This is a genomic window from Haliea sp., from assembly GCF_040221975.1.
GTDB lineage: Bacteria > Pseudomonadota > Gammaproteobacteria > Pseudomonadales > Halieaceae > Haliea.
In genome coordinates, this window is sequence record NZ_JAVJWR010000031.1 from 258901 (window position 1) to 275917 (window position 17017).

Below are 17017 nucleotides of genomic sequence, written 5' to 3' on the forward strand. Positions count from 1 at the left end.
AAAAAATACTAACTCTCTGATTTAGTGGGGGTTTGACAATGCGGCAACAACCGGGGGCAGCAGTGATCCCCAAAGCGCTACATATGGTTGACGGGTCCCGGGATAACCACAAAATGTGGCGATTTGTCCAGCCCGGGATCCAGTCCGGCCGGCGCTTTTGCCGGCTGCAACAGGTCCCTGACCGCTGCGACTGTGCTAGTCTCAGCGCTTCCGCAAACCCGTTGACAGGCAGAACGATAACGTGACGACTTGCCCTTTCAGCAGCAGTTTGCTGCACCTCGACAACTTCAACCACGGTACCCCGCGCGAAGCCATCGCCGAGCTGCGCGCCGGGCACCGGATCGTCTGGCAGGCGGATGAATTCGCCGCTGGTGGTCACTGGCTGGTGCTGCACAAGCCGGATATCGACGCAGTCCTGCGCGACCCCGCCACGTTTTCCAGCAGCCAGGGGCCGTTGCTGGAAGATTTCCCGCCGGAACTGCTGGCACTCCAGCGCCAGGCCATGACCTTCCTCGACCCGCCGGAGCACCGCTCGCGGCGGGCGCTGGTGGACTACGCGTTCCGCCCCGGGGTCCTGGAAGCACGCCGCGAGATGATGCAGGCAAAGGTCACGGCCATCATCGACGCCATCATCGACCGCGGTGAGTGCGAATTTGTCAGCGACGTCGCCATGCACCTGCCGGTCCACGTGATGTTCACCCTGCTCGGCGTGCCCGAGCAGGACTACGCCTACCTGGTACCGACCATCAACACGGTAACCCTGGCCAACGATCCCGACTATGCCGGCAGTCGCGACGAGGGCTGGGAGGCATCGGCGCAGATGGTCGGCTGGGCTGCCGGGTTCGCCAGCAAGCGGCGCCGGCAGCCCGCGGAAGACATGACCAACGAACTGCTCAACGCCGAAATTGACGGGCGCCGGCTCAGCGACGAGGAGTACGGGGTCATCTTCCAGGGCCTGATGATCGGCGGCACCGAAACCACGCGCAACACCCTGTCCTGGCTGCTCTACGAGCTGATTCGCCACCCCCGGCAACTGGAACTGCTGCGAGCCGACCCCGATCTTGTGCCGGCCGCCGTGGAGGAGATACTGCGCTACCGCAATACCGTGGTCTACACCCGCCGCACCGCCATGTGCGATGTGGAACTCGCCGGGGAGCAGATCAAGCGGGGCGACAAGGTGGTATGCCTCTTGGCCTCGGTAAACCGCGACCCCGCGTTGTTCGACAACCCCGACAGCTTCGATATTACCCGCGACCCGGCACAAACCCGGCGCCAGATGCGCACATTTGGCTTTGGCGTGCACGTCTGCCCCGGCCAGCACCAGGCGCGCATGAACCTGGAAATGATGACCCGTGAAATCCTCACGCGCATGGACCACCTGCGCCTGCTGGCAGAGCCGACGCACTTTCGCTCCAACTTCATGGATGGGTTCAAGCGCATGCCGCTGGCGTTTACCCGTCGCGGAGACTGATGGCCCTCAGTCTTCGCGTTTGGGCGACGGCTCCAGGATACGCACGACGTCGGCCGCTGTTTCCACCCGGCGGGCGGCCGGTCGACTGACCCGGGTCACGGGCTCTGCAGCGGGGGCCCGGTTGTCCTTCGGGCGCGGGTCACTGAAACCACAGGCCACGCACTCGCGCAGATCGGTCTCGCGGTCCACCACGATGGTATCCATCGCGCTGCAGCGGGGACAGACCGCACCGGCAATAAAGCGCCTGGGCGGCGGCGATTTCGGGCTGTTGTCTTCCGGAACCATCGGCTACTGGCCAGTTGGGGTTGAGGCCGCTATTGTAGCAGGATCAGAGAGGGAGCCCCGAATGCAGCATTACACCGCAACCAGCGTTCGCAGTTTTGCCGGCCACCGCCCCGTGTTCGGGCAGCGGGTACTGGTAGATCCCAGTGCAGTGGTGCTGGGTGACGTCGAACTGGGAGATGATGCCTCGGTCTGGCCGCAGGCCGTGATCCGCGGTGACATGCACCGCATCCGCATCGGCGCCCGCACCAGCGTCCAGGACGGCAGCGTACTGCATATCACTCACGCCGGACCCTACAATCCGCAGGGATGGCCGCTGCTGATCGGGGCGGAGGTCACCGTCGGCCACAACGCCACCCTGCACGGCTGCACCATTGGCAGCCGGGTCCTGGTGGGCATGGGAGCCACCATCATGGACGGTGCGGTGGTGGAAGACGAGGTCGTGATCGGAGCCTGCGCCCTGGTAACACCCGGGAAAACGCTGCGCAGTGGCTTCCTTTACGCAGGCAGCCCGGCCCGGGAAATGCGCCCGCTGACCGCAGCAGAGCGCGACTACTTCAGCTACAGCGCAGACAACTATGTGCGCCTGAAAGAGCGCCATCTGGCGGAACTGGAGACGGGGTACTAGGCGGCCGCCATTGCGTTGCGCATCTGGTTGATCACCGGCCGGGTCGCGGGGCGGACCTGGCGCCAGCGGTAGAACGACTCCGCCGCCTGCTCCACCAGCATGCCAAGACCGTCCGCCACCGCCCAGGCCGCGTTCTGCGCTGCCCAGCGCATGAACAGGGTGGGTTCCGGCCCGTACAACATGTCGTAGCAGCAGCTGCGGACGGTCAACAGGGTGTCGGGAAGCGCCGGCATTTCTCCCTGCAGACCGGCGCTGGTGGCGTTGATCAGCAGGTCCACTTCGAGCTCTTCCAGCAGCTCATAGCCGCCGCCCTGGACAGCGCCGAGATCGGCGAACAGCTCCGCCAGCTCCGCGGCCCTGGCGGCGGTGCGGTTGACGATCACAACAGACTTCGGGTGCTCCCGCAGCAGCGGCTCCAGCACACCCCGAACGGCACCACCGGCCCCCAGCAGCGCGATCCGGCGGCCCTGCAACTGCCAGCCGAGATTGGCGACCATGTCCCGCACCAGGCCGATACCGTCGGTAGTATCGCCCGCTATGCTGCCGTCGGCGCAGGCAGTGAGCGTGTTCACCGCACCGGCGCGACGTGCCCGGTCGCTCACGGTATCGGCAAAGGCAAAGGCGTCCTGCTTGAAGGGCAGGGTGACGTTCAGGCCCTTGCCACCACCGGCAAAGAAACTGGCCGCGGCACGCTGGAAGTCACCCTGCTCCACCCGTACCGCACGGTACTGAATGTGCTGGTCACATTGTTCGGCAAAGGCGGCGTGAATCGCCGGCGACTTGCTGTGCTTGATCGGGTTGCCGAAGACGGCGTACTTGTCCTGCGCAGTCATGGATCCACCTGCAGCCAGTCACGGTGCTGGAGATAGTAATCGGTCAGCTCTGCCTCCGCGGAACCCGGCTCTGGCTGATAGTTGTACTCCCAGCGAACCAGCGGCGGCAGGGACATCAGGATAGCCTCGGTGCGACCGCCGGACTGCAGCCCAAAGAGGGTGCCGCGGTCGAACACCAGGTTGAATTCCACATAGCGGCCGCGCCGGTACAGCTGGAACTGGCGCTCACGTTCGCCCCAGGGCTGGTCCTTGCGACGCTGGACAATGGGCACGTAGGCCGGCAGGTAGGAATCGCCGACTGCCCGCATGAAGCCAAAACAGCGCTCGAACCCGCCCTCGTTGAGGTCGTCGTAGAACAGGCCCCCGACCCCCCGGGGCTCGCCGCGGTGCTTGAGATGAAAGTATTCGTCACACCACTGCTTGTAGCGGGGATAGACCTCGTCACCAAAGGGCGCGCAGGCCTCCGCAGCGACCTGGTGCCAGTGCCGGCAATCTTCGCGATTACCGTAGTAGGGGGTGAGATCGTAGCCGCCACCAAACCACCAGACTGGTTCCGAGCCTTCCCGCTCGGCCACAAACATGCGCACATTGGCATGGGAGGTGGGGACGTAGGGATTGACCGGGTGAATGACCAGGGACACGCCCATCGCCTGGTAGCTGCGCCCGGCCAGCTCGGGCCGCGCCGCCGTGGCGGATGGCGGCAGATTGTCACCCATGACATGGGAAAAGTTCACGCCCGCCTTCTCGAACACGGCCCCGCCCGCCAGTACCCGGCTGCGGCCACCACCACCCTCCGGCCGCTGCCAGTCGTCAACAATGAATTCGCCGCTGCCGTCTTCGGCAGCCAGGGTGTCGCAGATCGTCTGCTGGAGCTGGAGCAGGTAGGCTTTTACGGCTTCTGGTTGCATGGGCTTTCCGATGACTGCTGCTGTTCGCGCGCCATTATACGCATGCCACCGCAGCTGAACACCAGCATGGGGGAGAGCTCAGGACCGCAGCACCTGGTCCGTGAGCAGGTCGCGAATGACCGTGGGTCTGCTGGCGCCTCCCAGCGCCCCCGGCAGCACCGCATCAAGCTGGCCACGAAAGTAGCGCTGGACCTGGAACTGCGCCGTAGCGGGGCGGCTACCGGCCGGGTTGGCGGAGGTCGAGACCAGCGGACCACCCCAGGCGCGGCACAGGGCAGCAACAATTTTGTGAGCACTTACTCTCACTGCGACCTTGGAGTGCCCGCCATGGATCCAGGGGGGCACACGGTCGTGGTGGGGCACCAGCCAGGTCGAGGGGCCGGGCCAGGACAGCGCGAGTTTGCTGCGCTGGGCCTCCGTCAGCCCCTCCAGCAAGCCGGCAATCTGCTCCATACCCGCAGCCACCAGGATCAGTCCCTTTTCCACCGGACGCTGCTTGAGATGCAGCAGGCGCGCCACGGCGTCGGGGTTGTCGGGGTCACAGCTCAGGCCCCAAACGGCCTCCGTCGGACAGGCAATCATCCCGCCCTCGGCGAGGGCGCGTACCGCGGTACGCAATTGCAGATCGGAGGGCAACATCAACTCCGCAGGGATTCCTGCAGGGCCTCGTCCTTGACCCGGATCGCCTCGGCATTGACCGCGCGCTCATCCCGCAGCTGGCGCTCGAGATCCGGGTCTGCGACCGCCAGTATCTGCGCCGCCAGATAGGCGGCATTCTTGGCGCCCGCCTTGCCGATGGCGACCGAGGCCACCGGGATCCCGGCCGGCATCTGCACTGTCGACAGGAGTGCGTCGAGCCCGTCCAGGGACGCATTCATCGGCACCCCGATAACCGGCTTCACGGTAGTGGCGGATACCGCCCCCGCCAGGTGGGCGGCCATGCCCGCCGCGGCGATAAACACCGCACAGCCGCGCGCCTCGGCATCCTGGATGAAAGCCTTGGTCACTTCGGGCGTGCGGTGGGCGGAGGTGATGCGAGCCTCGAAAGGAATGCCAAAGGAACGCAGCACGGCAAAGCTGGCTTCCATGACAGGCAGGTCCGAATCCGAACCCATGACAATGGCGACAAAGGGTTTGCTCATGAAAGGCTCCTGTTGGGCTGGGCGCTTGGCGGGAAGAGAGCGGAATTTACCGGCTTGTCCCGCCCAAGACAAGGGCGCGCGGTGGGACGCACTGCGAAGGACCCGCTCCACAGCCTGCAGGCACTGGACAAAAAAAGCCCGGCAAGTGCCGGGCTTTCAGGAGCAGTCAGGGCAACGGTTAAGCCTTGCGCAATTTTCTGAGTCCCAGGGTCGCCAGCAGGCCGCTCATGATACCCAGCAGCCACAGGGGCAACGCGGGAACCGGAACCGCACTGACAGCAGCAGTCAGCCTCGCGACAATCATACCGCCGAACAGGCTCCTCGATGAATCGGTAAACGACGCTTCGCCATCCTGCCAATCGGCGCCCGAGAGGAAGAGAACGCCGCTGCCCTGGGTGCGGTAGGCCAGGGAGACGCTGCCATCGTCGCGGGCCCCGAGCGCCACCACCGCGCCGCCTTCACCGTCCACCACATCCTGCAGGTCGGAACCGCAGCTGTCTTCGGTGGGACCCACCGGCGCCAGCGGATTCGCCAGCCAGAAGGGGTCCGAGGGATTAAGGATGGTCGATGGCATCACGTTATCCTGGCAATCACCAACAAACTCACCCGTGTAAGCAGTGGTATAAATCTCGTTATAGACAGCCTCCGGATTCGTGTGTTCAGTGATGATAATGCCGCCGGCATTGAGGTACGCCAGCCACGCAGCCCCGTTCCCGGCGACGGTGCCGGAGCGCGTAACCAGCAGCGCCTGAGTATTGGCATCAGGCGCACAACTGGATACCTCGGTGAGTGGCGTGATACCCGAATAGAGAGCAGCACCGGTTGCGCTGCTGGAGCCGCAAAACATCAGGTTGGGCCGGGACTGCGCCGCGGTCTCAAGCGTGACGCCCAACAGGACAACGCCTCCGAACAAGACTCCCTTCCCCAGTTTATTTAACATTTCCCACCTCTTTTCTTGATTTACATGCAAAAGCATGGTTTCTGCGGAATATACTGCTAACCCGAGCCATGAACAAGGCAAATCTGGTTCTCAGCAGCGGATGTACCCGCCGCCATGGCGGACGACGCTGCGCTCAAGCTCCAGGGCGGTCAGCCCTGCCAGCACTTCGGCCACGGACCGGCCCGAAGTCGCCACCAGGTCTTCCACCGTCACCGGCTCATAACCCACCAGAGACAGCAGCCAGGGCTGGCCCGCCGCGTCTGCCGCGGTGGTTGCGGACGCGGCTGGCGCGAGTTCCAGTTGGCACTGAAACAGGGCACCAAGCTCCGCCAGGATGTCGTCGATGCTCTCCACCATGGCTGCGCCGTCCCGCAGCAGGCGCAGGCAGCCGCGGCCCCCGGTGTGGCCGGGAAACCAGGGCACGGCAAACACTTCCCGCCCCTGCTCCAGAGCAGTGCCCGCGGTTATCAGCGAGCCGCTGGGTAAAGCCGCCTCCACCACCAGCACTCCCAGCGCCAGGCCGCTGATGATCCGGTTGCGGGCGGGGAAGTGCTGTGGCAGCGCCGGCGTCAGGGGGGCAAATTCACTGACCAGGCAGCCATTTTCCAGCAGCTGCCGGGCCAGCCCGTCGTGACGTCGGGGGTAGATGGTGTCGACACCGGTGGCCATGACCGCAATGCTGCCACCACCCGCGTCCAATGCGCCGCGATGCGCGGCGCCGTCGATGCCCAATGCCAGGCCGCTGGTGACAGCCAGACCAGACCCGGCCGCGGCGGCGGCCAGCTCCCGGGCATAGCGGATGCCGGGCGGGCTGGCCTTGCGACTGCCGACGACGGCGAGCTGGGGCGCCTGCAGCAGTTCCCCGCGCCCGCGCTGAAACAACAGTGGCGGCGGATCGTGAATGGCAGCCAGCAGCGGAGGGTAGCCGGGCGACCCCAGGGCGATTACGCGCCCGCCGACGGCGAGCAGGGCATCAAGCTGGCGATCGATATCCCGTGGCGCCTGTGGATGCCGGCCGTAGCGGCGAGCAATGGCCAGGTCCGCGAGCGCAGCGGTGTCGGCAGCGGTCCCGGCCAGGGCTTCGGTGTCCGCCTCCCAGAGGGCCTGGGGAGAGCCAAAATGCTGCAGCCAATACCGCAGCTGGCACTTGTCGAGACGGGGGAGGCTGTGCAACAACAGGCACAGCCGGGCGTGAGCGGCATCCATACATCGTCCTTGACGTCATGTCTGTTCCGTTTCTCTCCCGCAGGCAGCGACCGTTCCGTGGCCGCCGCAGCCCTGTCAGGGGTTCTTTACCTTGTCCAGCACCTTCAGTGGGCGGCTGGCCCTCAATACCAGTCCGTAGCTGGCTTTCTCAAATACCTCGAAGACCATCATCAGGCCGGCGCGGGTATCTGGAAGGGTCACGTTCTGGCGCGCGACCTCGTCGAAGACAAGACCACCAGCCTGGTAGATGGCCAGCACGTGACCAACTTCGATGCCATCTCGCTCACCCCGGTTCAGCACCACGATATTCCCCTGGCCGATCTGGTTGACCCCGCCGTCGACCGCGATCATGAAGCCATCGGTAATCTCGACTGCCGGCGCCCGGGGCTGGAACGTCGCATCCAGGACCTGCTCCCGCACGGGCAGCAGGCGGTCCGCAACCCGCACCTCCTCGGTTACCCGGGTGATGTTCAGCTCAGTGACATCATCGCGATTGCTGCTGATGAGCCGCGCGTTGCCGATGTCCATGGCCTGGTAACCCAGGAATTCATTGGTAACGGGATCGTGGTAGGTATCCCCGGCGCGGAAAATGCCAAAACTGCGCTCGCCATCCGGGAATGGCCCCCGGCCGAAGACGCGGTCACCGGGAGCGGCGATCAGGCGGCCCTGGTCGCCAGCCACCACATAGGCCGAACTGTTCAGTTCCTCAGCAGCGAGAATACGGTGCCGCTTGAGGAAGGAACCGATCTCGTCCAGCGGTATCACCGGAATGGCCAGATCCAGGGGTGTCACACGCATGCCGGGCTCGAGCTTGATATCGCGACCGCGCCGGACCCGCAGGCGGGGCTGGCCATCGACCCAGGTCAGGTACAGCTCATCGCCCGGATAGATCAGATGGGGATTGTCTATCTGCGGATTGACGTCCCAGAGTTCCGGCCAGCGCCAGGGCTCGCGCAGGTACATGCCGGAGATGCCCCAGAGCGTATCGCCCTTCTTGACAATGTAGGTATCCGGCACGTCCTCGTTGAGTTCCACCGCGGCCTGCAGCAAGGTACTGAGCAGCAAGCTCCCGAGTAATACCAGGTAAACCGAAAAAGACTTCGCTCTCATGATTCTGTCCAGCCTGCCCCTGTTATCATCCGCCCGCCAAACCCGCGCCAGCGATCTCCCCGTGCAGACAAGTGCGCAGCCGATCCTGGCGGCGCTGGGCACTACCTTGCCAGCAGATATATAATAGCCACAGTTTGCGGTGGGCATAGGCCCGTGGCAAGCCCCAATGTGACTAATTTACCATCGGCCGGCACAGCTCCGAAGGCAGCTAACACCATGGCAGTACTCGACATTCTTGAATTCCCCGACCCCCGGCTGCGCACCCGGGCAAAGCCGGTAGACGCGGTGACGGACGCCACCCGAGCGCTCATCGACGACCTGTTCGAGACCATGTACGCGGCACCGGGAATCGGACTCGCGGCAACCCAGGTCAACGTCCACCAGCGGCTGCTGGTGATAGACGTCAGCGAGGATCACAGCGAGCCGCTGGTGTTCATCAATCCCGAAATCACCGTTCTCGATCCCGACCTGGGCGACTATGACGAGGGCTGTCTCTCGGTACCGGGATTCTACGAAACCGTGCAACGACCGCAGCGCATCTCCGTCACCGCGCTGGACCGCAATGGCGAACCCTTCACCCGCGAGTTGCAGGGGCTGCTGGCGATCTGCCTGCAGCATGAAATCGATCACCTCGACGGCAAGCTGTTCGTGGACTACCTGTCGCCTCTCAAGCGCCAGCGCATCCGCAGGAAGCTGGAGAAAGAACAGCGGCGCCAGGCCTGAGTGGTGGCCAATGAACCGTTACGCCTGATCTTTGCCGGCACTCCCGATTTTGCCGCCACCCACCTGCAAGCCCTGCTGGCCAGCCGGCATCAGGTGCTTGCAGCCTATACCCAGCCGGACCGCCCCGCCGGACGCGGCAAGAAGCTGCACGCCAGCCCGGTCAAGGAGGTCGCTCTCGCAGCCGCGGTCCCGGTACTGCAGCCGGCCAGCCTGCGCACTGCCGCAGTCCAGGCCGAGCTTGCGGCGTGGGCTGCGGACGTCATGGTGGTGGTGGCCTACGGGCTGATCCTGCCGCAGGCGGTGCTGGACGCGCCCCGCCTGGGCTGTCTCAACGTCCATGCCTCGCTGCTGCCACGCTGGCGCGGTGCAGCACCCATACAGCGCGCCATCGAGGCCGGGGACAACGAGACCGGCATCACCATCATGCAGATGGACGCCGGACTGGATACCGGTGCCATGCTGGCAGAGGCGAGACTGCGGATCGCACCCGGCACCAGCGCCGCCATGCTGCACGACCAGCTCGCCGCAATCGGACCGCCGCTGTTGCTGCAGGTACTCGACAACCTCCCCGCCTGTCGCGAGGCAGCCAGAGCGCAGGATGAGGCCGGTGCCACCTACGCCCACAAGATCGACAAGTCGGAAGCGGCCCTGGACTGGAGCCGCAGTGCAGCGGAACTGGCCAGGGCGGTAGCTGCCTTCAATCCGTTCCCGATCTGCTACGGCATCCTCGGCGGCGAAAGGGTGCGAATCTGGGAGGCAAGCGCGGAAATCCCGGCAGCGCCGGCGGCCAGCGCCAGCCCGGGCACCATACTCGGTGCCGACCGCGACGGCATCCGGGTCGCCTGCGGCGAGGGCGTCCTGCTCATCCGGCAGTTGCAGCTGCCCGGCGGCAGGGCCCTGCCGGCCGCGGAACTCCTCCATGCGCGGAGCGCACTGTTCGTTCCCGGCAGCTGCTTTGAGCCCACGGCACCGCAGGAAACCCGCTCATGACCACTGATACGCGGGCGGCGGCGGCCCTCGCGATAGCCGGCGTACTGGAGGGTGGCTCCCTGAACCAGCTATTGCCGGCCGCGCTGGAAACCGTTGCCGAGCGTGATCGCGGGCTGCTGCAGCAACTGTGCTACGGAACCCTGCGCCACTATCCGCGACTGCAACCGCAGCTACAGCAGTTATTGAGCAAGCCGCTGAAGAATCGCGACCGCGATATCGAGGCGCTGCTGCTGCTGGGCCTGTACCAGCTGGAGGAAACCCGGGTGCCGGACCACGCCGCGGTCGCTGCCACCGTCGCCGCCACCAGGACATTGCACAAGATCTGGGCCAAGGGGCTGTGCAACGCGGTGCTGCGCAGCTATCTGCGGCAGCGGGAGCAGCTGGCGGGCAAGCTGTCTCCTGCCGCGGTCGCGGCGCACCCGCAGTGGCTGTTTGAGGCCCTGCAGCGCGACTGGCCGGAGCGTGCGGATGCAATCATGGCGGCCAACAACGAGCAGCCGCCGATGGTGCTCAGGGTCAACCGCCGCATCGGCAGCCGCGAGGACTATCTGGCGGCACTGGCGGCCGCTGATATTGCGGCCACAGCGGGGCAACTGGCGCCGGAGGCGATTTACCTGCAGCGGGCTGTCGATGTGGCGGCATTGCCAGGCTTCGCCGCAGGACAGGCCAGCGTGCAGGATGAAGCCGCGCAACTGGCGGCACACCTGCTGGGCGCCCGTGCCGGCGAATGGGTGCTGGATGCCTGTGCCGCTCCGGGCGGCAAGGCCTGCCACCTGCTGGAGCTGGAACCCACCATCGTCCTGACGGCAATGGATGTCGATGCCTCCCGGCTGCAGCGGGTCCGCGACAACCTGCAGCGGCTGTCACTACAGGCGGAGGTGCTGCAGGGCAATGCCACCGCGCCGCCGGCCTCCCTGCAGGAGCGGCGATTCGACCGGATTCTGGTGGATGCACCCTGTTCCGCCAGCGGTGTGATTCGCCGTCACCCGGACGTCAAACTGTTGCGCCGCGCGGATGACATCGCCGCGCTGGCGGCGCAGCAGCTGTGGATTCTGCAGGGTCTCTGGCCGCTGTTGCAGCCCGGGGGCACACTGCTGTACGTCACCTGCTCGGTGCTGGAAGCGGAAAACAGCGCCGTGGTCCAGCGCTTCCTCGCCGCCACCGGGGACGCTGAACTGCAGACCCTCGACATCCCGGGCGCAACGCGCAGCCACGGCGTGCAATTGCTTCCCGTGAGGGACGGGCCGGACGGGCTGTTTTTCAGCCTCCTGCAACGGCGCCACTGAGGCCCGCCGCCCGGTGCACTATTTCGGCAGCCGCCACTTACAATCCTCCCACCTTTTCATTAAGGTGCAGAAAATCCCAGGGGAAGCACCCCAGCAATGAAGATCATCATTCTCGGCGCGGGGCAGGTCGGCGGCACCCTTGCCGAACACCTCGCCAACGAACAGAACGACATTACCGTGGTGGACACGGATGGTGATCGCCTGCGGGAACTGCAGGACCGGCTCGACATCGGCACCGTCACCGGCGGCGCCTCGCATCCCGATGTGCTCTACCAGGCGGGCGCCGAGGACGCGGACATGTTGATCGCCGTTACCAACAGCGACGAAATCAACATGATGGCCTGCCAGATTGCCCACTCGCTGTTCAACACCCCCACCAAGATCTCCCGGGTGCGCTCACCCAATTACCTCGCCTACCAGGAGCGCCTGTTCACCCCTGACAATGTGCCGGTGGATGTCATCATTGGCCCCGAGCAGCTGGTGACCAAGGCCATCGTCGAACTGATCGCCAACCCGGGCGCACTGCAGGTGCTCGACTTCGCGGAAGGCCGGATTCAGCTGGTCGCCGTGCGCGCCTACCACGGCGGCCCCATCGTCGGTCACGAGCTGCAGGACATTCGCAAGCACATGCCCCGGGTCGATACCCGGGTGGCCGCCATCTTCCGCCGCGACCGCGCCATCATCCCCGAGGGCGACACGGTGGTGGAGGCCGATGACGAAGTTTTCTTCATCGCCGCGCGCAAGGACATCCGCAAGGTCATGTCGGAGCTGCGCAAGGTCGACAAACCCTACCACCGGGTAATGATCGCCGGTGGCGGCAACATCGGCGCCACCCTGGCCCAGAGCATCGAGGGGCGCTACCAGGTCAAGGTCATCGAGCAGTCCTATCCCCGCTGCCGGATACTGTCGGAATCCCTCAAGCACGCGATCGTCCTCCACGGCAGCGCCTCCGAGCCGCAGTTGCTGTCCTCGGAGAACATCGAGGCCACCGACGTGTTCTGCGCCCTCACCAACAATGACGAGTCCAACATCATGATGTCGATGCTGGCCAAGCGCATGGGCGCGAAGAAAGTCATCACCCTGATCACCAATCCCGCCTATGCCGACCTGGTCGGGGACGAGATCGACATCGCCATTTCGCCCCAGCAGATTACCATCGGCAGCCTCCTGACCCACGTCCGGCGCGGCGACATCAGCAACGTGCACTCCCTGCGCCGCGGTGCCGCGGAGGCCATCGAGGTCACCGCCCGCGGCGACACCTACTCCTCCCGGGTAGTGGGGCGGCGCCTGGATGAGATCACGCTTCCGGACGGGGTCACCATCGGCGCCATCGTCCGCGGCGACGAGGTACTGATCGCGCACCGGCACGTGGTGGTGGAGGCCGGGGACCACGTGGTGCTGTTCCTGCTCGACCGCAACAAGATTTCGGCCGTGGAGAAACTGTTCGCGGTCGGCTTCGGCTTCTTTTCCTGACGCCGCCGCCATGCACCTGACCATCTCGATGCGTATCCTCGGGCTGCTGCTGATGTTGTTCAGCAGCACCCTGCTGGTGCCGATGGGATTCGCCCTGCTGGATGACGACCACACCATCACCAGTTTCGCCAGTGCCCTGGGCCTGACCTTCCTCGCCGGCCTGCTGCTCTGGCTGCCGGTGCAACATGTCCGTCACGAGCTGCGGATTCGCGACGGCTTCCTGGTCACATCGCTGTTCTGGACCGTACTCGGTATCGCCGGTTCACTACCGTTCATTCTCACCGAAGGACTGCAGCTCAGCCCCATGGACGCGATTTTCGAGTCCATCTCCGGGCTGACCACAACCGGCGCCACGGTGATCACCGGCCTCGACGACCTGCCCCGCTCCATCCTCATCTACCGGCAGTTATTGCAGTGGCTGGGCGGTATCGGGATTATCGTGATCGCGGTCGCGGTGCTGCCCATGCTCGGCATCGGCGGCATGCAGCTGTACCGGGCCGAGATTCCCGGCCCCACCAAGGACCGCAAACTCACCCCGCGTATTGCCGAGACCGCCAAGGCCCTGTTCTTCGTCTATCTGGCCCTGACCGTGGTCTGCGCCGGGGCCTACTGGGCGGCGGGCATGAGCGGCTTCGACGCGGTGGCCCACTCCTTTTCCACCGTGGCCATCGGCGGCTTCTCCACCCACGATGCCAGCATGGGCTATTTCGACAACAACAGCATCCTGCTGATTTGCAGCCTGTTCATGGTGATTTCCGGGCTCAACTTCGGCCTGCATTTCCTCTCCTGGCGCCGGCGCAGCCTGAACGGCTATCGGCAGGACTCCGAATCGCGCTTTTTCCTCGGCGTGCTGCTGGTGGGTATTGCGATCACCTGCAGCTACCTGATCCTGAGCGATGTTCTGACGGTAGAGGACAGCCTGATCCACGGCCTGTTCATGACCATTTCCATCACTACCACTTCGGGGTTTGCCACCCAGGACTTCTCCGCCTGGCCCACCTTTTTGCCGGTCATGCTGATCATGTTTTCCTTCATGGGCGGTTGTGTGGGGTCCACCGCCGGGGGCATGAAATCCGTGCGCCTGATGCTGATCGCCAAGCAGGGCATCCGCGAACTCAAGCAGCTGGTGCACCCGAAAGCGGTCATTCCGCTGAAGATCGGCCGCCACCGGGTGGAAGCCACGGTGGTGAGCGCGGTGTGGAGCTTCTTCGCCGTCTACATGTTCGTATTCGTGACCATGATGCTGGCCCTGCTGGGCACCGGCCTCGACTTCACCACCGCTTTCTCGGCGGTGGCCGCCTGCCTCAACAACCTCGGCCCCGGGCTGGGCGAAGTGGCCGCCAACTACGCCGGCATCAGCGACGTCGCCAAGGGGCTGCTGTGCCTGGCCATGCTGCTGGGGCGGCTGGAGATCTTTACCCTGCTGGTGCTGTTTACGCCAATGTTCTGGCGGCTTTAACCACGCAACGCCAACCGCAGCCTGAGCCGCTGCCCCCGGCAGGCATCCCAGACATCCCGCAGAGCCGTTGCCACCGGTAGCGGGAAAGATCCCGGTATCCCGGATTTATTCCAGTGATTTCGGCCGTACTAATCACGCAATCCAGCGGTAGAATTCACTTGTGGGTTGGTGGTCCCCCAACTATTGTGCTGGTAACGTGAAACGCGGCCTGTCCAACGGTTCCAGCACGTGTTCGTGGAATACTGGCCCGTCAGTTCGGACGCCGCTCCCGGACGAGAAGTTGCCTCGATGCAACATTACACTACTCACAGGAGTTCACCGAAATGAACGCTTTGTCGAATTGCAGAGTGGGCGGCAAGCCGCTTTCCCTACTCGCGGTGGTCGCGGCCACAATCCTGCTCACCGCGTGCAGCAGCGTACCTGAACCAGTCGGCGAAATGGCCTCTGCTCGCGCAGTGGTCCGCACGCTGTCGGATACGGAAGCAAGGACCTATGCGGCGGTCGAAGCAGATCGCGCGCGCACCAAGTTGCAGCGGGCCGAAGCCGCCCTGCGGGCGGAGAACTTTGACGAGGCACGTCGCCTGGCTACAGAAGCAGAAGCCGATGCGGAGCTCGCCCGGGCCAAGACCGACGCCGCCAAGGCAACTCGTGCCGCTTCCGAACTGGAACAAAGCATACAAGTCCTGCGCAGCGAGATAGAACGCGCGCAGTCCAAACAGTAATCAGCGTAGCGATACGGGAGCACGAATCCAATGAGACTACACCACAGGTTTCTTCTCGGCGCCACGGTTGCCGCGTCGATTGTTCTTGCAGGATGCGCAGGAGCACCGCAGCGGAGCGAGGCATTGCTGTCAGTCGAGCAAAGCTATGAACTGGCGAAAAATGACCCTGCAATAATCAGGTACGCGTCTGAGCCCCTGGAACGAGCAGGAAAGACGCTGGAAGCCGCTCTCGCGGCGCGCGACGCGGCAGAAGCCGAATCGCTTACCTATGTAGCCGGCAGCCAGCTCGCCACGGCGCGGGCGATTGCCGAACGGCGTGCGGCGGAAAGCAGCATAAACGAGCTCAGCAAGGTCAAGGACCGTGTGCAGCTGGAGGCCAGGGAAGCAGAGCTATCTACCTCAGCCAGCAGGCTTGAAGAGGCTCGTCGTCTGGAAGCGGAAGCCCGCGGCCTGGAAGCGGACGCCCGTCGCAAGGCAGAGGAGGCCCGTCTCAAGGAGGAGGCTGCGTTGCAGCAGCTCGCCGACATGCAGGCCAAACAGACCGCTCGAGGCATGGTGCTGACTCTGGGTAGCGTACTGTTCGCCACTGGTCGCTCCGAGCTGTTGCCGGGCGCACTGAGCTCAGTGGATCGGCTGGCGGCCTATCTGGAGGAGTACCAGGACAAGACTGTGCTGATCGAGGGGCATACCGACAGCACCGGCAGCGATACCACCAACCTGAACCTGTCCCAGGCACGCGCCGATGCAGTCCGCGTGGCACTGATGACTCGCGGCATAGCGCCGAGTCGCATTGTAGCCACAGGCCTGGCCTCAAGCCAGCCCGTCGCTTCAAACGATACTCCAGCTGGCCGGCAGCAAAACCGGCGCGTGGAAATCGTCATCCAGTAATTCAACGACCGGGTTGTCGGCGCCTGACGGCGCCGCGCCCAACCGACTGACGCAGCACTCACCGGGCGTCAGTCGGTACCCTCCCAACAGCCCCCCCGAAGTCAAAGCAGGGCACCGGCCGTTACTTGTCCGGGCGTTACTTTCTGCTGCGTGACACCAGCTCGTAAGCCGCCGTGATCTCCTGGGACTTCTCTGTAGCCACCTTGAGCATATCCTCGGGCACACCCCGGGCGATCAGCTTGTCCGGATGGTTCTCGCTCATCAGCTTGCGGTAGGCCTTCTTCAGGTCGCGGTCAGATACGTCCGGGCTCACGCCGAGGGCGGCGTAGGCGGCCTGCAGCCGGTCGGGGCCGCTCTCGCCGCCGGCACCGCCGGGGCGATGGTGGAACTGCTCCTGGGCCTGGGCCATGCGCAGCAGGTGGTCGAGCTGCGCCGGGTTGAAGCCCAGCAGGCCGGCAATGTTGTCCAATACCCGGCGCTCCTGCAGCTCGATCCCGTGGTCCACCAGTGCCAGCGACACGAGGAACATGAGCAGGGTCTGGCGCAACTGGGGCTGGCGGCCACAGAGTTCGAGAAAGGCCGAGATCGTGACGCGCACATCGAAGCCCGGCGCCGCACCCTGCTTGAACAGCTCGATGGCGCGCTGGCGCTGGCCGCCATCCAGGCCCATCTGGCGGATGATCATCTCGGTGTGATCGATTTCCTGCTGCGAGATGCGGCCGTCCGCCTTGGCCATGTGGCCGAGCAGCAGGAAGATGGTTTCGAAGAACCGGGCCTTGAGACGGGCGATATTCTCCGGTGAATTGGCCTCCATGGTCCGGCGCAGGCCGCGGTCGAACTGGTGGCCGATAAATACACCGATTATCAGGCCTATGGGGCCGCCGACCAACAGGCCGATAAGGCCCGCCACCAGTTTGCCGTAGAACATGCCGCTCCTGTCGCCGGCTCATGCCGGG

The 17017-nt window shown here is 64.8% G+C and carries 18 protein-coding genes; 9 read left to right on the forward strand and 9 right to left on the reverse strand.

Annotation, left to right across the window (positions count from 1 at the left end):
• Nucleotides 1-241 precede the first annotated feature (241 nt).
• Nucleotides 242-1471: a cytochrome P450 gene (locus RLO07_RS14130; protein ID WP_462292775.1), complete on the forward strand. Its 1230-nt coding sequence runs from the start codon at nt 242-244 to the stop codon at nt 1469-1471.
• Between the two features lie 6 nt (nt 1472-1477).
• Here the strand turns inward: RLO07_RS14130 and RLO07_RS14135 are convergent, their stop codons facing one another.
• Nucleotides 1478-1756: a YheV family putative zinc ribbon protein gene (locus tag RLO07_RS14135; RefSeq protein ID WP_462292776.1), complete on the reverse strand. Its 279-nt coding sequence runs from the start codon at nt 1754-1756 to the stop codon at nt 1478-1480.
• A gap of 61 nt (nt 1757-1817) precedes the next feature.
• On the opposite strand from RLO07_RS14135, the gene RLO07_RS14140 reads away from it, so the two are divergent.
• On the forward strand, nt 1818-2381 hold the full coding sequence (locus RLO07_RS14140; RefSeq protein WP_462292777.1) for a gamma carbonic anhydrase family protein: 564 nt from the start codon (nt 1818-1820) through the stop codon (nt 2379-2381).
• On the opposite strand, the gene aroE is transcribed toward RLO07_RS14140, so the two are convergent.
• The 7 genes from aroE to RLO07_RS14175 all read right to left on the reverse strand — a co-directional run bounded on the left by aroE (nt 2378) and on the right by RLO07_RS14175 (nt 8520).
• A complete protein-coding gene (gene aroE / locus RLO07_RS14145; RefSeq protein ID WP_462292778.1) occupies nt 2378-3214 on the reverse strand; it encodes a shikimate dehydrogenase in 837 nt (278 codons plus the stop codon). The genes RLO07_RS14140 and aroE overlap by 4 nt on opposite strands.
• Nucleotides 3211-4122: an oxygen-dependent coproporphyrinogen oxidase gene (hemF, locus tag RLO07_RS14150; RefSeq protein ID WP_462292779.1), complete on the reverse strand. Its 912-nt coding sequence runs from the start codon at nt 4120-4122 to the stop codon at nt 3211-3213. The genes aroE and hemF overlap by 4 nt, the downstream gene beginning before the upstream one ends.
• Before the next feature lie 78 nt (nt 4123-4200).
• A complete protein-coding gene (gene tsaC / locus RLO07_RS14155) occupies nt 4201-4761 on the reverse strand; it encodes an L-threonylcarbamoyladenylate synthase type 1 TsaC (RefSeq protein WP_462292780.1) in 561 nt (186 codons plus the stop codon).
• A complete protein-coding gene (purE, locus tag RLO07_RS14160) occupies nt 4761-5264 on the reverse strand; it encodes a 5-(carboxyamino)imidazole ribonucleotide mutase (protein WP_462292781.1) in 504 nt (167 codons plus the stop codon). Before purE ends, tsaC begins: the two co-directional genes overlap by 1 nt.
• Before the next feature lie 178 nt (nt 5265-5442).
• Complete coding sequence (locus RLO07_RS14165; protein WP_462292782.1) at nt 5443-6204, reverse strand: hypothetical protein; 762 nt, start codon at nt 6202-6204, stop codon at nt 5443-5445.
• Nucleotides 6205-6294: 90 nt separating this feature from the next.
• Nucleotides 6295-7410, reverse strand: coding sequence for a DNA-processing protein DprA (gene dprA, locus RLO07_RS14170; RefSeq protein WP_462292783.1), 1116 nt, complete (start codon nt 7408-7410; stop codon nt 6295-6297).
• 75 nt (nt 7411-7485) lie between these two features.
• On the reverse strand, nt 7486-8520 hold the full coding sequence (locus RLO07_RS14175; protein WP_462292784.1) for a LysM peptidoglycan-binding domain-containing protein: 1035 nt from the start codon (nt 8518-8520) through the stop codon (nt 7486-7488).
• A 216-nt stretch (nt 8521-8736) separates the two neighbouring features.
• Here RLO07_RS14175 and def point away from each other — a divergent pair, with 216 nt between their 5' ends.
• The 7 genes from def (at nt 8737) to RLO07_RS14210 (ending at nt 16061) form a co-directional block, all read left to right on the forward strand.
• The gene (gene def, locus RLO07_RS14180) at nt 8737-9243 is read left to right on the forward strand and encodes a peptide deformylase (RefSeq protein ID WP_462292785.1); all 507 of its coding nucleotides are present in this window, start codon (nt 8737-8739) and stop codon (nt 9241-9243) included.
• Between the two features lie 3 nt (nt 9244-9246).
• Complete coding sequence (gene fmt / locus RLO07_RS14185) at nt 9247-10233, forward strand: methionyl-tRNA formyltransferase (RefSeq protein ID WP_462292786.1); 987 nt, start codon at nt 9247-9249, stop codon at nt 10231-10233.
• The gene (gene rsmB / locus RLO07_RS14190; RefSeq protein ID WP_462292787.1) at nt 10230-11519 is read left to right on the forward strand and encodes a 16S rRNA (cytosine(967)-C(5))-methyltransferase RsmB; all 1290 of its coding nucleotides are present in this window, start codon (nt 10230-10232) and stop codon (nt 11517-11519) included. Before fmt ends, rsmB begins: the two co-directional genes overlap by 4 nt.
• 96 nt (nt 11520-11615) lie before the next feature.
• A complete protein-coding gene (gene trkA / locus RLO07_RS14195; protein WP_462292788.1) occupies nt 11616-12992 on the forward strand; it encodes a Trk system potassium transporter TrkA in 1377 nt (458 codons plus the stop codon).
• Between the two features lie 10 nt (nt 12993-13002).
• Complete coding sequence (locus tag RLO07_RS14200; RefSeq protein ID WP_462292789.1) at nt 13003-14451, forward strand: TrkH family potassium uptake protein; 1449 nt, start codon at nt 13003-13005, stop codon at nt 14449-14451.
• 323 nt (nt 14452-14774) lie between these two features.
• Nucleotides 14775-15173: a DUF4398 domain-containing protein gene (locus RLO07_RS14205; protein WP_462292790.1), complete on the forward strand. Its 399-nt coding sequence runs from the start codon at nt 14775-14777 to the stop codon at nt 15171-15173.
• 30 nt (nt 15174-15203) lie between these two features.
• Nucleotides 15204-16061 (forward strand): OmpA family protein, encoded by an 858-nt coding sequence (locus RLO07_RS14210; RefSeq protein WP_462292791.1) that lies wholly within the window; start codon nt 15204-15206, stop codon nt 16059-16061.
• Between the two features lie 136 nt (nt 16062-16197).
• On the opposite strand, the gene djlA is transcribed toward RLO07_RS14210, so the two are convergent.
• Nucleotides 16198-16989, reverse strand: coding sequence for a co-chaperone DjlA (gene djlA / locus RLO07_RS14215; protein ID WP_462292792.1), 792 nt, complete (start codon nt 16987-16989; stop codon nt 16198-16200).
• Between the last annotated feature and the right edge of the window lie 28 nt (nt 16990-17017).